Annotated in this window: 13 protein-coding genes; 7 read left to right on the top strand and 6 right to left on the bottom strand. The window is 41.3% G+C overall.

The window, feature by feature from the left end:
* The first annotated feature begins 452 nt into the window (after nt 1-452).
* From RCG19_RS05390 to RCG19_RS05370, 5 genes are all read left to right on the top strand, one after another.
* Entirely contained in the window at nt 453-998 is a 546-nt protein-coding gene (locus RCG19_RS05390; protein ID WP_308109959.1) for an NfeD family protein, read from the top strand.
* An 18-nt stretch (nt 999-1016) separates the two neighbouring features.
* Nucleotides 1017-2537, top strand: a complete 1521-nt coding sequence (locus tag RCG19_RS05385) for a flotillin lipid rafts scaffold protein FloT (RefSeq protein WP_166239523.1) — start codon at nt 1017-1019, stop codon at nt 2535-2537.
* A gap of 371 nt (nt 2538-2908) precedes the next feature.
* Nucleotides 2909-5251, top strand: coding sequence for an immune inhibitor A domain-containing protein (locus RCG19_RS05380; protein ID WP_308110934.1), 2343 nt, complete (start codon nt 2909-2911; stop codon nt 5249-5251).
* 279 nt (nt 5252-5530) lie between these two features.
* Nucleotides 5531-6241 carry a response regulator transcription factor gene (locus RCG19_RS05375; protein WP_308109958.1) on the top strand — a complete coding sequence of 237 codons (711 nt, stop codon included), beginning with the start codon at nt 5531-5533 and terminating at the stop codon, nt 6239-6241.
* The gene (locus RCG19_RS05370) at nt 6219-7592 is read left to right on the top strand and encodes a HAMP domain-containing sensor histidine kinase (protein WP_308109957.1); all 1374 of its coding nucleotides are present in this window, start codon (nt 6219-6221) and stop codon (nt 7590-7592) included. The genes RCG19_RS05375 and RCG19_RS05370 overlap by 23 nt, the downstream gene beginning before the upstream one ends.
* 29 nt (nt 7593-7621) lie before the next feature.
* On the opposite strand, the gene RCG19_RS05365 is transcribed toward RCG19_RS05370, so the two are convergent.
* The 5 genes from RCG19_RS05365 to RCG19_RS05345 form a co-directional block, all read right to left on the bottom strand.
* On the bottom strand, nt 7622-8380 hold the full coding sequence (locus RCG19_RS05365) for a (S)-benzoin forming benzil reductase (protein WP_308109956.1): 759 nt from the start codon (nt 8378-8380) through the stop codon (nt 7622-7624).
* 102 nt (nt 8381-8482) lie between these two features.
* The gene (locus tag RCG19_RS05360; RefSeq protein ID WP_308109955.1) at nt 8483-9226 is read right to left on the bottom strand and encodes an ABC transporter ATP-binding protein; all 744 of its coding nucleotides are present in this window, start codon (nt 9224-9226) and stop codon (nt 8483-8485) included.
* A complete protein-coding gene (locus RCG19_RS05355) occupies nt 9223-9921 on the bottom strand; it encodes an ABC transporter permease (protein WP_308109954.1) in 699 nt (232 codons plus the stop codon). Before RCG19_RS05355 ends, RCG19_RS05360 begins: the two co-directional genes overlap by 4 nt.
* Nucleotides 9922-9979: 58 nt before the next feature.
* Entirely contained in the window at nt 9980-10849 is an 870-nt protein-coding gene (locus RCG19_RS05350) for an ABC transporter substrate-binding protein (RefSeq protein ID WP_308109953.1), read from the bottom strand.
* Entirely contained in the window at nt 10846-11787 is a 942-nt protein-coding gene (locus RCG19_RS05345) for a helix-turn-helix transcriptional regulator (protein ID WP_308109952.1), read from the bottom strand. Before RCG19_RS05345 ends, RCG19_RS05350 begins: the two co-directional genes overlap by 4 nt.
* Before the next feature lie 226 nt (nt 11788-12013).
* On the opposite strand from RCG19_RS05345, the gene RCG19_RS05340 reads away from it, so the two are divergent.
* Nucleotides 12014-12676, top strand: coding sequence for an FMN-dependent NADH-azoreductase (locus RCG19_RS05340; protein ID WP_308109951.1), 663 nt, complete (start codon nt 12014-12016; stop codon nt 12674-12676).
* Nucleotides 12677-12852: 176 nt separating this feature from the next.
* On the opposite strand, the gene RCG19_RS05335 is transcribed toward RCG19_RS05340, so the two are convergent.
* Nucleotides 12853-13635, bottom strand: a complete 783-nt coding sequence (locus RCG19_RS05335) for an undecaprenyl-diphosphate phosphatase (protein WP_308109950.1) — start codon at nt 13633-13635, stop codon at nt 12853-12855.
* 186 nt (nt 13636-13821) lie between these two features.
* Here RCG19_RS05335 and RCG19_RS05330 point away from each other — a divergent pair, with 186 nt between their 5' ends.
* Entirely contained in the window at nt 13822-14586 is a 765-nt protein-coding gene (locus tag RCG19_RS05330) for a DUF4931 domain-containing protein (RefSeq protein WP_308109949.1), read from the top strand.
* The last annotated feature ends 252 nt before the right edge of the window (nt 14587-14838 follow it).

The following is a 14838-nucleotide window of genomic DNA, read 5'->3' as shown; positions in this document are numbered from 1 at the left end:
AGTTACATTGACCGAAAAGGGAAAATTCAGCACAAACGGTAAATGAAAACGACTTACATTGACCGATTGAAGAAAAATTCGGCATAGAAGGTAAATGAAATGGCGGTTCATTGCCCGATAAAGCATATCAGGATCCAAAACGGTAAATGAAAACGAATTGTAATGCCTCAGTAAAGTGTAACCTTTGAATCCTCCAAAACATCTACCTGTTTAAATATTTTCGAATCAACAATGTCACCAAGGTTTGTCGAAGATTGCTATATTATTAATTGGAAAATAATGATAAAATTGTATTATGTGTGAAACCTTTTACATGTTTATCCGTATTACCTAACATACATAACTTATGGGGAAGGGAAGGATGCACTATGCTTTGAGTTTTCGTGAAATTCCAGTCAGAAGGTACACTTTCCTTTGTCTATTTACCATAATCAAAAAAAGGATTGATGCTTATGGAACCTTTCAGCATACCTTTAGAAACAATTTATTTATATGGATTAATTATTTCTGGTGTTTTGACGGTACTCTATGTTTTATTTGCCGATGTGTTTCATTTTCACGGAGCAGGGGATGGCGGGCTGCACTTCCTAAACCCGGTCCTAATCTTTGCCTTCGTGACCATTTTGTCAGCGAGCGGTTACTTGTTTGAACGTTTGTCATCGCTGCATTATTTACTCATTTTGGCTATATCTGCAGTCATCGCTATTATTGTGGTTACATTATTAAATGTCTTTGTTCTCTTGCCACTGTCTTCCGCGGAGGAATCACTTGTTTATAAAGAATCAGATTTACAAGGCCGAATCGGGACAGTCATTACCTCGATCCCGGCAGATGGCTTTGGTGAAGTGATGATTGAGAGTACAAGTGGAAGAATTGCTAAACCAGCTGTAAGCTTTGATGGCGACCAAATACCTAATGGAACAAGTGTGTTAGTTGTCCAGGTGAAAGATGGAGTGCTCCAGGTAACGGTTCATCATCAATTAGAAAGTTTTATATAGAGTAGGGGGAATAAAAAAATGGATTTTAACATTATTTGGGTTATCGTTGGGATTGTCGTACTTATTTTCCTAGCATTAATTGGCGTTTTTATTACAAAGTACAGGACTGCTGGACCGGATGAGGCCTTGATTGTAACTGGTAGTTTTCTTGGAAACGGAAATGTCCATGTAGATGAAGCTGGCAATAAAATTAAAATTATCCGTGGCGGCGGTAGCTTTATTTTACCAGTATTCCAGCAGGCAAAGCCGCTTAGCTTGTTATCTAGTAAACTAGAAGTTACCACACCAGAAGTATACACGGAGCAGGGTGTGCCGGTCATGGCCGATGGGGTTGCCATTATAAAAATTGGCGGTTCAATTAGTGAAATTGCCACTGCTGCTGAGCAGTTCCTTGGAAAGCCGAAGGAAGATCGTGAAAATGAAGCCAGAGAAGTCCTAGAGGGTCATCTACGGTCTATCCTCGGTTCGATGACGGTGGAAGAAATTTATAAAAATCGTGATAAATTTTCACAAGAAGTCCAAAGGGTTGCCTCGCAAGATCTTGCTAAAATGGGTCTCGTGATTGTATCGTTCACCATTAAAGATGTCCGTGATAAAAATGGCTATCTTGATTCCCTTGGTAAACCACGGATTGCACAAGTGAAGCGTGATGCCGATATCGCCACAGCTGAAGCGGAAAAAGAAACCCGTATCAAAAAAGCCGAGGCTTCTAAGGAAGCAAAGCGTAACGAATTAGAGCGTGCAACAGAAATCGCTGAAGCTGAAAAAATTAACCAGTTAAAAATTGCTGAGTTCCGCCGCGAACAGGATATCGCTAAAGCGAAAGCCGACCAAGCGTATGACCTTGAAACGGCTCGATCAAAACAAGACGTTATGGAACAGGAAATGCAAATTAAGATTATTGAGAGACAAAAGCAAATTGAATTAGAAGAAAAAGAAATTCAACGCCGCGAGCGTCAATACGATTCTGAAGTGAAGAAAAAAGCGGATGCCGATCGCTATTCTGTCGAGCAATCCGCTGCTGCTAACAAGGCAAGAGAGATGGCCGAAGCAGAGGCAAATAAATACCGGATTGAAGCAATGGCAAAGGCGGAAGCGGAGCGGATTCGTCTCGACGGTCTTGCCAAAGCAGAAGCACAAAAGGCTCAAGGGTCATCAGAGGCAGAAATAATCCGTTTAAAAGGTTTAGCGGAGGCCGAAGCGAAGGAAAAAATCGCGGAAGCATTCGAACAATTCGGCCAAGCGGCCATTCTCGACATGGTTATCAAAATGCTTCCGGAATATGCGAAGCAAGTCGCTGCTCCATTGTCCAATATTGATAAAATTACCGTTGTCGATACGGGTGGCGGTTCAGGAGAAAATGGCGGCGCCAATAAGATTACCAGCTATGCAACCAATTTAATGGCAAGCCTTCAAGAGTCATTAAAAGCTTCAAGCGGGATTGACGTGAAGGAGCTAATCGAGAACTATTCTGGTAAAGGGAATGTAAGAAAGAGCATTGAGGAACTAACTGACGAGGTAAAGAATAAAACTGAATAAATACCACCAAAAAGGCCTTAACCATTGTTAAGGTCCTTTTAGTAGTTTCGAGTGGGTCTAAATATTCATCTTTAGCATACCGAAATATTCTTGTTTAATAGAGGAAAGGGTAAAAAGTGGGTTAACTGTGGATCTAACCGGCTTTTTATGTGCTATAGTACCTAAGTTTCCCTTGATTTACTACTAAAGTGATTCTATTGTAATAGTTTACAACACTGAATTCAGACTATTTATAATATTCGTACTCAACTGATAGAATAATAGAGCACCGTTTCTTTAAAGGGGCGGTCAGAGATATAGAGTATGGGGGGAATAATCAGTTGAAGAAGAAAAATACTTTAAAAGTCTTTTCCAGCCTTGCAGCTAGTACAATGGTAGCTACTACCATGTTTGCAGGCGCATTTGCTGGCAGTACGGTTGCACCAAAACCGGCATCTGCGGCAGCAACAGTCGAATCAGCTCCGATTGATTTAAATGTAGTGGATTTGGATCGCCTTGGTGAAGCATTGCAAAAAAGAGGGCTCATTGCAAAGAATGCAACACCTGCTGAAATTACCAAAGCTGCAAAGAACTACATAGAGAAAAAACAAGGCCAAAGGCCTGGTAAAGCAGGCAAGGCTCAAACGAAGGAAGAACAGAAGTTAGATAAAAAAGCAAAGGACTTTCTTACTAAACAAAAGGACAAGCTTGCGAAGCAGCTAGCCAAAGGTCATGAAAACTTCAAAAAAGGCAAGCCAAACGGGGCTGTTAAAGTAGATTCTGCCAAACAGGCTGCTTATAACGGAGATGTACGAAAAGATGAAGTACTAGTTCTTTTAGTTGAGTATGCTGATTTTAAGCATAATAATGTCGAACAAGAACCTGGCTATATGTATGCAAGTGACTTCAGTAAAGAACACTATCAAAAAATGTTATTTGGCGATCAAGATTTTACCCTGTTTAATGGTGAGAAGGTAAAAACGTTTAAACAATATTATGAAGAACAATCTGGCGGCAGCTATACGGTTGATGGAACTGTTTCAAATTGGCTGACAGTACCGGGAAATGCGGCAGATTACGGCAGTGATAGTCCGGAAGGTGGCAATGATAACATGCCAGGCACAAAAGGACCACGTGGATTTATTAAGGATTCCTTAAATGCTGCGGTTGCATCTGGAATTAACTTAGGAGATTACGATAAGTTAGATATCTATGACCTTGATGGCGATGGAAATATTAACGAGCCGGACGGTTTGGTTGACCACTTAATGGTCATTCATGCTGGTGTTGGTCAGGAAGCAGGGGGCGGAGCTCTTGGCGATAATGCCATCTGGTCACACCGCTGGACATTAAATGGCGTTTATCCAGTTGCAAACACAACAGCTACAGTAGATTACTGGGGCGGAAATATGGCTGCATTCGATTATACAGTTGAGCCGGAAGATGGAGCAGTTGGTGTATTCGCACACGAATATGGTCATGACTTAGGTGCCCCGGATGAGTATGATACCCAATATACCGGCAATGGTGATACGGTTGCACAGTGGTCTATTATGAGCGGCGGCAGCTGGAGCGGTCATATTGCCGGCACACAACCGCCAAGCTTCTCACCGCAGGTCAAAGAATTCTATCAAAAAACAATTGGCGGTAACTGGGCTAATATAACGGAAGTAAACTATCAAGATATCGATAAAAACGGTTTAGCAACAGTTATCGATCAGAGTGTCACAAAATCTAAGAACCCGGGTATTGTGAAGGTAAACTTGCCTAATAAGAGGGTTCCAGGCATTGCGCCAGAATTTGGGGCCAAATACTATTACAGTACAAAAGGGGATGACCTTCACACTGTTTTAGAAACACCAGTGTTTGATTTAACAAGTGCTACAACTGCAACGTTCGACTATAAACAGTGGTATGAGGTTGAAACTGATTATGATTATCTTTCAGTGAGTGCAGTAACTGAAGATGGCAAGAGCGTGGACCTAGATGTGATCGGTGATGAAAACACGGCAGGCGGGCTTGAAACTTCCCAAGGCAAATGGGTAGATGGAAAGCTTGATTTAAGCCAATTTGCAGGTAAAAAGGTAAAACTGGTATTTGAATATGTAACGGACGGCGGTCTTGCTCCAAACGGTTTCGCGCTTGATAACCTTTCATTAACAGTAGATGGGCAAGTTACATTCTCTGACGATGCGGAAGGTACACCTCAAGTATTCCTAAACGGTTTCGAAGTATCTGACGGCTGGATCAACAAACCACACTACTACTATTTAGAGTGGAGAAATTATGCTGGTTCTGATACAGCACTTCAATTCTCTCGTGACGCAAAATATAATACTGGTTTAGTAGTTTGGTATGGGGATGATACATTTACAGATAACTGGGGTGGCGTCCACCCAGGTGAAGGATTCCTAAGTGTAGTGGATTCTCATCCTGAAGCACTTGTATTTAACCTAAATGGTAAGGACTCTATTAGCCAAACAACTCGCTACCAAGTGGCAGATGCTGCGTTCTCATTAGACAAGTCACCTGCATGGAGTGTAAATTCTCCAAGTCGTGGAATCTATGATTACAAAGGCCTTCCAAGCATAACGGAGTTTGATTCTACTAAATCGTACATTAACACAGTGATTCCTGATGCCGGAGTTAAAGTTCCAGCACAGTACCCACTTAAAGTCCAAGTCATCGGCGAAGCAAAAGATAACTCTGCTGGTGCAGTTTGGATCCATAAATAGGAAATGGAAGAGACATCGGAATTCACCGATGTCTCTTTTCTGGTTTTTAAAATCAAAAAAATAGGCGCCTCGTAAATCGCGGCACCCTAACTATAGGAAGAGAGAGGTTAAATTTGGGATGAGTAAGATGGCTACGAACCATGTACTACAACAACTTAACTACAATCACATTTTAGCGGGAAAAATTGAAGATGTTATGGAGAAGTTGTGGTGAATTTGTGAAGTTACAAAAATCACAGACCCAAGATGATATAGTAATGGTATGGGGAGTGGTGATTCATGAAGATTTTATTAGTTGACGATGAACGCAGAATCATAGAAGTTCTCGAAGCCTATTTAGAAAGAGAAGGCTATGAAATTCATAGTGCCGATAATGGAATTGATGCCTTGAAAAAAGCCAAAACAATCAACCCAGACTTAATCATATTAGATTTAATGCTGCCTGATATTTCAGGTGAAGAAGTTTGCCGCTTAGTCCGAAAAGAGTCGGATGTGCCAATCCTGATGCTGACGGCAAAATCAGCTGAAGATGATCGCATCAACGGGATTGTCATGGGTGCCGACGATTATTTAACAAAGCCATTCAGCCCGCGGGAAGTGGTTGTCCGTGTCCAAGCGATTTTAAGACGAGTGAAAAAGACCGAGAAAATGGAGAGACTCGAATTTAATAGAAGGAAACTAGCCATTGATTTAATTAAAAAAGAAGTGATGGTAAACGGTGAGGATGTTACCTTAACACCGATTGAGTATAAATTGTTAACCAATATGGCAGTCAATCCCGGCCGAGTATACAGCCGGATGGATTTACTGGAAAAGATTCAAGATGAAGGAATGTATTATGAAGGGTATGAGCGGAGTGTCGATACGCATATCAAAAATCTTCGAAAAAAAATTGAATCAGATTCGCGGCAGCCAGATTTTATCGTAACTGTTTTTGGGATGGGCTATAAATTTGGAGGGGTCCTAGATGCTGCAAACACTCCGGTCTAAGATCCTGTTTTATCTAGTTCTCATCTCAATGATTGGTATTTTAATTGTCAGCTTTTTTATTCAATATGGCTTTGAGGAAAGTTTTCATAGTTATTTAGACCGTAATCGTGAAAAAAAAATAGATCGAATTATTACTGAAATTGAGAAAGACTATCGAAAAAATGGCCATTTTACCAGTGATCCGGTGTTTGGACTGCTCCATGAGCATGCAATGACAGATCAGCTTTATTTTCAATTATATGACCGCCTTGGGCAAATTCAGATGGATTCTTCCAATATTCGTGGCATGTTGAATAGCTTTGGCTTAACAGAACCAGCACCTGATGAGGAAGAGTGGCACTCCAAAACCTATACACTCAAAATCGATCATGCTATTATTGGCAAACTAGTGGCCATCTACCCAGAGGGATTAATTGACGATGAATACACATTTATCCAAACGATTCAGTTATATATTTTAGCCGCTGTCTGTCTAACGATTGTGCTGGCAATTGTCTTTAGCATGATTTTTTCAAAAAAATTAACCTCTGGATTGAAAAAACTGTCATTTGCTGCTGGTGAGCTGCAGCAGCATAACTTGGATATCCGCATTCCTTTATCAGGCTTGCCCACAGAGGTAAAGCAGATTGCCATATCCTTCAATAATCTTGCTGAATCACTAGCAAAGGAGGAAATGCTGCGGAAGCAATTTACCGGTGACCTGGCTCACGAATTAAGGACGCCGCTTGCCACTTTAAGGAGCCAGATTGAGGCCTTTCAGGACGGGATCTGGGAGCCAACACCACAACGGTTAGAGGTAAGTCACGAAGAACTGATGCGCTTAGTACGGCTCGTGAATGAATTAGAAAAATTATTAGCGGCCGAGAACCCGCAAATCAGGCTGGAAAAGATCGAACTTGAAGCCGGTAGTGTATTGGCAGCCTTATGGGAAATGTTTTTGCCTATTTTTAAAGAAAAAGGTGTGGGGCTGCAAATTGAAGAGCCTGCTCAAGAAGAAATATTTGCTGCTGATAAGGATCGCATAATGCAAATTCTTTCCAATATCCTCAATAATGCTCTGAAGTACACACCAGAAGGGAAGAATGTTACGTTATCGGTGGTGACAGAAAAGGAAGGGTATGTCGGCTTTAGGATTCAAGATGAAGGTTCGGGGATGAAAGAGGAGGATATTCCGCATATCTTCGAACGCTTTTATCGCGGTGACAAATCCCGTGACCGCAAAACGGGCGGTGTCGGAATTGGCCTGTCGATTGTAAAAGCCTTGATGGATTCCCATAAAGGCATCATCAAGGTCAAAAGCAGGTTGAATAAGGGAACCAGTATCATCCTATGGTTTCCACGGGAAGACTAAAAGGCCGCCTATCTGAAGCGGCCTTATCATTATTTTAACAGGTCTTTGATAGTGTATAGTTTCCCACTTTCAAACTCACCCCTTAGAACGAGATCGACTAAGGCATCCGCGACCACATCTGCCTTTAAAAGCAGATTCTTTTCTTTATATTCTTTAAACTGTTCTAGATCTTTAAATGCCTCCTCGTGGGACGAACGAATCGTTTCCTGCATGTTCGTATCCATCACACCAGGGCTAAACGCAATAATTTTGTTGGTTGTTTTCAACCCGACTTGCTCTAATGCAGCGGTTTGCGTGAACATATTTAATCCCGCCTTTGCGCTGCAATACACACTCCAGCCTTCTATCGAACGAACTGCCGCACCTGAGGATACATTAATAACCGTTACCTTTGTATTGGTTAATTGCGCCTTGTTAAAAAATAAATTCGTAATCAGAATCGGTGCAATTAAATTGACCTGAATGTTCCCGATGATTGGCGTTTGGTCTAAATTGCCAACCTTTTGGATGGGATCAATCACACCGGCATTATTAAATAGAAGAATTTCTTTCGGATCCTTTTGAAAAATACAATGAGCAATTTCCATGAAAACTTCCTGAACTTCTTGTTCTAATGAAAGATTACAGGAAAGATGCTTATAATCAATTCCATGTTTGATTGCCAGACTTTTAATTTCTTCATTCTCTGTCCGTGAAACCGAAACGATAGAGATTTGTTCGTGAATAAGTCGTTTAGCAATCGCTTCACCTAAACCTCTTGATGCACCGGTAATGATTGCGTATTTCATCGTAATACTCCCCCTTTGGATCCAGTTACATTATGTATCTCCATTTTATGTCTCACAAATTTTTAAAGCAAATAAAAAGGCAGTCCCAATGGGAACTGCAAGTTAACGTGCTAAGGGATAAAATTTCTTCCACTCATTTAGGAAGGATTGAGTAGAAGAATTAGGATGTTCTAGGACCCGAGGGGTGGGCCCGGATTGCTTCACTTCACCATTCACAATAATGGCCAGCCGATTCGTGAGGTAGTTAATTTCCATTAAATCATGGCTGACAAACACGGCTGTTGTTTGGGCCTTTTCGATAATGCCCTTGAAATCTTCCATTAATTTTATTTTGGTCGGAAAATCCAATGCGGAAAAAGGCTCATCAAGAAATAGAATCTCCGGTTCAACAATCATCGCCCGCGCTAAGTTGACGCGCTGCGCCTCGCCGCCGGATAAATACAGCGCATTTTTTTTGGCCAAATGGCTGATGCCAAACAGCTCCATCCAATGGGCCACTTTGTCCTTTATAATGCTTTTCGGAATCTTTCGTAACGTTAAACCAATTGCGATATTATGAAAAACAGTTCCATCTAACAGCAACGATTGCTGAAGGGCAATCGAGAATTTCCGTCGTAAATCGAGCGGGGCATTTCCCTTGGGAATGCTCTGCCCACGAAAAAGAATATCACCGCTCGTTTGCTGATCGAGAAATGCTAACAGCTTTAACAGAGTACTTTTCCCGGCGCCATTTGGCCCCATAATTCCGAGAAATTCGCCATCATAAACCTGGAATTCCTGAATATCTAGAATCGTTTTCATATGGGCGTTAAAAGTAATATTTTTTAGCTCAATTAACGGGTTCATGATATTCGCTTCCTTTGCTGTAAAAATGTTAAGGCAGCCGTAATCAATAGGGCAACAGTTAAGAGAATAAACGAAAGGGCTAAGGCAATGTCAAAGTTCCCTTTGGAAACTTCCATCACAATCGTTGTGGTTAAGATTCGCGTATCGCCCTGAATATTTCCGCCGACCATCATTGCGGCACCAACCTCTGCAATGACGCGTCCAAAGCCAGCCATTACCGCCGCTAAAATCGCAATTTTTAATTGCTTAATAAGAATCATTAATGTCTGCAGCTTTGTAGCTCCGAGCGCTTTAATTTGTAAGAGCATCTTCTCACTGATTTGCTGAAAAGCTGTGCATGTCAGGCTCGTGACAATCGGCAGGCTGACTAATATTTGTGCCATCACAATCGCGGTCGGTGAATAGAGCAGGGTTAAGTCGCCTAATGGACCAGAACGCCATAACAGCATCGTAATCCATAGTCCGGCAACAACCGGGGGCAGGCCCATACCAATATTGATCAATAATAATAGAATCCTGCGCCCTTTGAATCTAGTTAAACCAAGGAAAATCCCTAGCGGCAATCCAATCAGAGTACTAATTAGAATGGAAATGAGACAGACCTTGAGCGTAAGCCAGGTAATCGCAAAAATTTCTTGATCACCGGAAAAGATCATTTCTATCGCTTTTTTGAGTCCATCTAGTAGTAGTTCCATACTTGCAATGCCTCCAGGATGCCATGCGCCGCTGATCAGGGCGCTTGCGCTTTTAAAATTACTCCGTATATTTAAAGAATAGGGATTGTCCGTATTCTTTCTTACCGAAGTTTTCGATTACGTCTTGTGTTTTCGCATCTACCATAAAGTTTACAAACTTTTCGGCATCTTTGCTATTCACTTTATCATGTTTTTCAGGATTTACTTGCATAACGTGATAAATATTCATTAAATCATTTCCGCCTTCAACGGCAATCTTGAGAGTATCCAAATTCTTTTCTTGGGCGAGCCATGTGGCACGGTCAGTTAACACGTAGCCTTTTTTTTCGGCTGCAACTTGGAGAGTTTGTCCCATACCTTGACCTGTTGACACATACCAATCACCGGCTGGTTGAACGGCGGCAGCAGTCCAGATGCCAAGTTCTTTCTTATGTGTACCAGAGTCGTCCCCGCGTGAAACGAAAATAGATTTTGTACCAGCTAATGTTTTGAAAGCGTCCTTAATATCGTTCCCGCTTACACCCGCTGGATTTTCCTTTGGTCCTACTAAAATAAAGTCGTTATACATCACACGTTTGTAGTTAATCGCATCACCTGCATCGACAACTTCTTTTTCAGCTGCTGGAGCATGAACAAGAAGGACATCGGCTTCCCCTTTTGTTCCCATTTCTAATGCTTGGCCTGTCCCAACGGCAATCGTCTTCACTTTTACATTATTTTCTTTTTCAAACATGGGGATTAATACTTCAAGCAAGCCACTGTCCTGTGTACTTGTTGTCGTGGCCAGAATCATTTCTGTTGGAGCCGGTTTTGATGCAGGTTTCTTTGTCTCTTTTGCGGCAGCATCTTTTGTGTCAGAATTTCCGCAAGCTGATAAAACTAGGAGCATTAATGCAATTAATGCGATGAATAAGCGATTTTTTTTCATACGAGTTCCTCCGTCTGAGTAGTTTGATAGATGATTGTTCCTAGATCGTGAATCGAATAGCCTTCTAAATCTTGCAGGCTATTTTTGAAACTGGCCGACTGTAAGTATTGAAGTAAGTCTGTTAACCTTTGTTTGTTCTCATCGGTAAAGCGGAAAACAAGATCAAACTGTTCCTTCGCTACCGGTACGAAATCAAGTCCTAAATGACTGGCGGCAGACTGAATCCCAAAGGTCACATTGGCAATGCCCCGGCTAATGTAAGAAGCCGCCGACAAATGATTCCATTCTTCATTGCCGTAGCCGTTAATCTTACTAGGGGCAATTCCGCAGCTAGAAAGCTTGGAATCTAGTAAAAAGCGGGTACCTGACCCTTTTTGACGGTTAATAAATTGAATCTCTTTTCTCGTCAGGTCTGAAAAATCAAGAATGCTTTTCGGATTGCCTTTTGCGACAATAAAGCCTTGTTCTCTCTCGGCCAATCGCACCACCAAGATTGATTCGTAGACAAATAGTTGATGGATAAATGGCAGATTGTACTCTTGTGATGCTGGATCTAACAGATGAATTGCGGCAATATCGCACTGCCCGCGGTAAAGCATCATCAGCCCTTCTAAACTGCCGATGAAGGATGGCTGAATTTGCATATCTAACTTCTTTCCCGCTTGTTTGGCAAAATGTTCGACAAGGAAATCATGACTGCCGGAAAGCCGGATAGGTGGGTTGGTCTGGCTCCCCGTGCTTGTTTGTTCTGCGGGCTGTTTTTTTGCAGGAGCTTTCATGTTCTCTTTAAATCTTTCTATTTCGGTATGTTCAATTCTCATTTTATTACCGATTTTAAAGGCTTGCAGCTCGCCTCTTTTTATCAGCTCATAAACAGTATGTTTTGAGATTTGAAAGATTTGTGCGACATCATCGGGCGTATACGCCTTCACATCCATTTAGGTACCTCCTTTTCCCGTTTATTTTAGTAAAAGAATAGCATAATAAATGTGACTTTTGTTAAGTTTTGTTAAGTTTCATTTAGTTTTGTTTAGGATTGTCACAAATAGTTCAAAGGAATCACCCAGAATTCACAATTTTTCCATATCGTTCAATGGTGAGCAAGAAAGTTTGTTGTAAAATAATAATAGTCGAGAAAATTGTAGCTAAAGGGAAGGGATGTATATGTCAAAACTGTTGTATATTACAGCAAATCCGAAAAATGATAGTAAGTTATCTAAAGGGATGCAAATCGGTGAGGTATTTTTAGAGGAGTTTAAGGCAGCACAGCCGGATGTAGAGATCGAACGCTGGCACTTATATGATATGGATATCCCTGATATCGATATGGATTTGCTCTATGCCCGGGCAAAATTATCGTTTATGGGTTATACGAAGGAACAGCTATCGGAAGCAGAGCGGACAAAGCTGGAAAATATGCATGCACTAGCCGATCGCTTTATCGCCGCCGATTATTATGTGTTTGTGACACCGATTTGGAATCTCGGTGCCCCGTCGATTTTGAAAAAGTTTATTGATAACTTATTTATTGTAGAAAAGACATTTACCAATACGGAAGCAGGACCAAAAGGGCTCTTGACCGGCAGAAAAGCCCTTCACATTCAAACCCGTGGCGGTATTTATTCCAGTGGACCAATGGTGGAATTCGAAATGGGGGACCGGTACCTCCAAAAGGTATTTCAATTCCTCGGATTTGAAATTTGTGATACCGTCGTTGCCGAAGGAATGGATCATTTTCCGAAAAAGGTTCCGGAAATTATGGCAAAAGCAAAGAAAGAAGCAGCGGAAGCAGCAAGAGAAATGGCAAAACAACCTGTTAATAGTTGAAAAGAGCGACTCGAGTCCATCGAGTCGCTTTTTTGAATTTAAAATTAACGATGAAGGCTCTAATCGATTACGTTATTTGCGGAACTGATGAGTTTATTTGCGAAACTCGGCTATTTGTTTGCGAAACTGATGAGTTTGTTTGCGAAAACAACCAATTTATTTGCGAAACCACATTCCTAGAACTTCCCTGTAAATTGAAAAAACAATACGAGTAGGCCTAGTGCCCATACATAAATCGCAAACGGCTTTAAAGAATGATTCTTCAAGTAACCAATCATCCATTTCACGGCAATATATCCAAAGATAGCCGAGGCGATGATGCCGACAAGCAAGGCAGATAAAGAGATTTCTTCTCCTTGGCCGCCAAGTAAATCCTTCGTTTGTAAGACAATCGCGCCGGCAATCGCGGGTGTCGATAATAAGAAGGAGAAATAAGCGGCCGTTTCTCTATCTAATTTTCGCCAAAGTGCCGCAACAATCGTCATTCCGGAACGGGAAATTGCGGGCATAATCGCAACTGCCTGGAATGTTCCAATGATAAGGGCATCCTTGTAGGTAATATCATCCATTTTCTTATAACCATTTTTTGCGGAATCGGCGAGCCACAGAAATAATCCTGTAATTAAAAACTCCCAGCCAATCGTCACCCCTGTCTTTGAAATCTCATCAATATAATCCTTAAAGGCAAGTCCAAAAATGACCGCGGGCAGTGTCCCCACAATCAATAAAAACGTTAATTTGCTAAAAGGATTTTTGATGACCTTTATAAATTCATCCTTATAAAAAACAAAGACTGCCAAGAGTGTCCCGACATGAAGCATTGTATCGAGCAAAAGCCCCGCTTCCTGTAAGCCGAATAAATTCCTTCCTAAATAAAGATGTCCGGTACTGCTGATCGGCAAAAATTCCGTTAACCCCTGAATAATCCCGAGGATCAATGCTTCTAGTTTTGTTAACATAAGGTCCCTCACATTCTAAAGTATTCATATGCCTGTACAATGTAAAGATATGCAAATATCTTTCAATTAATGAAATTTCTCCAATAAGGTAAATAAAAATAATAAGCTGTTAGAACAAATTAAGTGCAAATGAAACACTTCCTCCCATAAAATAGAACTATAGCCTTTTGGAGAGGGGATAAACGTTTGGAAACGAAACATCTGCATTTTAATACATCCATCGGTGTCAAGAAACCGGAAAATATTCGAAACAAAGAGCAGGCCTGCCCGTTTTGCGAAAGAGACAAACTGACGGATCTCATCGCTGTGGATGGATCCATTATTCTTTTGAAAAATAAATATCCTGTATTAGAAAATGCCTACCAAACCGTATTAATAGAAACAGACGATTGTCACGCCGATTTATCAACCTATTCAAAAGAGCATCTACATAAATTGATTAGGTTCGGCTTGCAGCATTGGTTAGCAATGGAGGAAACCGGCAACTATCATTCGGTCATTTTTTTCAAAAACCATGGACCATTGTCTGGCGGGACGCTTGCCCATCCACATATGCAAATCATTGGTTTACATGATATTGATTACAAAGAAACGGTAACCCATGAAATGTTTGAGGGGATTGTGATTGCCGAAGCAGATAGTGTTCGGTTTACACTGTCGACAAAGCCTCGCGTGGGGTTTTATGAATTTAATGTAGAAATGCCTGATACCGCCTATCAAGAGAAGTTTTCGGAATATATGCAGGTGGCGGTCGACTATATCCTAAACCATTTTCCCTTCAGAGCAACAAGCTACAATGTATTTTTTCATCATATTGACGATAAAATCTATGCGAAAATTGTTTCCCGTTTTGTCACCACCCCACTTTATATTGGCTATGGCATCCCCCAGGTACCAAGTAATTTACAGTGGATGGCAGAAGAAGTGCGGCGGATTTATTTTAAGAGATAAGCAATACGAATTTCGACTTTGCGAATGATCCAGCTTCAGACGCCATCGGCTAGTGTACTTCGCTCTTCTCCCTACGATAAGTCAAGCACGGATGCGCTACGCTCTCCGTGTTTCCTTTATCTCAGTCGAAGCGCTCCAGTCCATACGCCGATAAACGGGCGTCTTCCGCTTTTACTATGTAAATTAAACCATTATAGGGTTAGAAGTTGAGATTTGTTGTTATTAAAAATATAATGAAGGAATGGACAAGTT

This window comes from Neobacillus sp. OS1-2, from assembly GCF_030915505.1.
In the GTDB taxonomy this organism is placed as follows: domain Bacteria; phylum Bacillota; class Bacilli; order Bacillales; family Cytobacillaceae; genus Neobacillus.
The sequence above is the reverse complement of the archived record's forward strand: the minus strand, read 5'-3'. Positions and strand labels throughout refer to the sequence as shown.

Bases quoted from the DNA above. Each gene is read 5' to 3' on its own strand.
- RCG19_RS05365 (WP_308109956.1), bottom strand. From the start codon at position 8,380: ATGAAATACGCAATCATTACCGGTGCATCAAGAGGTTTAGGTGAAGCG.
- RCG19_RS05370 (WP_308109957.1), top strand. From the start codon at position 6,219: ATGCTGCAAACACTCCGGTCTAAGATCCTGTTTTATCTAGTTCTCATC.
- RCG19_RS05390 (WP_308109959.1), top strand. From the start codon at position 453: ATGGAACCTTTCAGCATACCTTTAGAAACAATTTATTTATATGGATTA.
- RCG19_RS05340 (WP_308109951.1), top strand. From the start codon at position 12,014: ATGTCAAAACTGTTGTATATTACAGCAAATCCGAAAAATGATAGTAAG.
- RCG19_RS05385 (WP_166239523.1), top strand. From the start codon at position 1,017: ATGGATTTTAACATTATTTGGGTTATCGTTGGGATTGTCGTACTTATT.
- RCG19_RS05355 (WP_308109954.1), bottom strand. From the start codon at position 9,921: ATGGAACTACTACTAGATGGACTCAAAAAAGCGATAGAAATGATCTTT.
- RCG19_RS05350 (WP_308109953.1), bottom strand. From the start codon at position 10,849: ATGAAAAAAAATCGCTTATTCATCGCATTAATTGCATTAATGCTCCTA.
- RCG19_RS05360 (WP_308109955.1), bottom strand. From the start codon at position 9,226: ATGAACCCGTTAATTGAGCTAAAAAATATTACTTTTAACGCCCATATG.
- RCG19_RS05375 (WP_308109958.1), top strand. From the start codon at position 5,531: ATGAAGATTTTATTAGTTGACGATGAACGCAGAATCATAGAAGTTCTC.
- RCG19_RS05345 (WP_308109952.1), bottom strand. From the start codon at position 11,787: ATGGATGTGAAGGCGTATACGCCCGATGATGTCGCACAAATCTTTCAA.
- RCG19_RS05380 (WP_308110934.1), top strand. From the start codon at position 2,909: ATGGTAGCTACTACCATGTTTGCAGGCGCATTTGCTGGCAGTACGGTT.
- RCG19_RS05335 (WP_308109950.1), bottom strand. From the start codon at position 13,635: ATGTTAACAAAACTAGAAGCATTGATCCTCGGGATTATTCAGGGGTTA.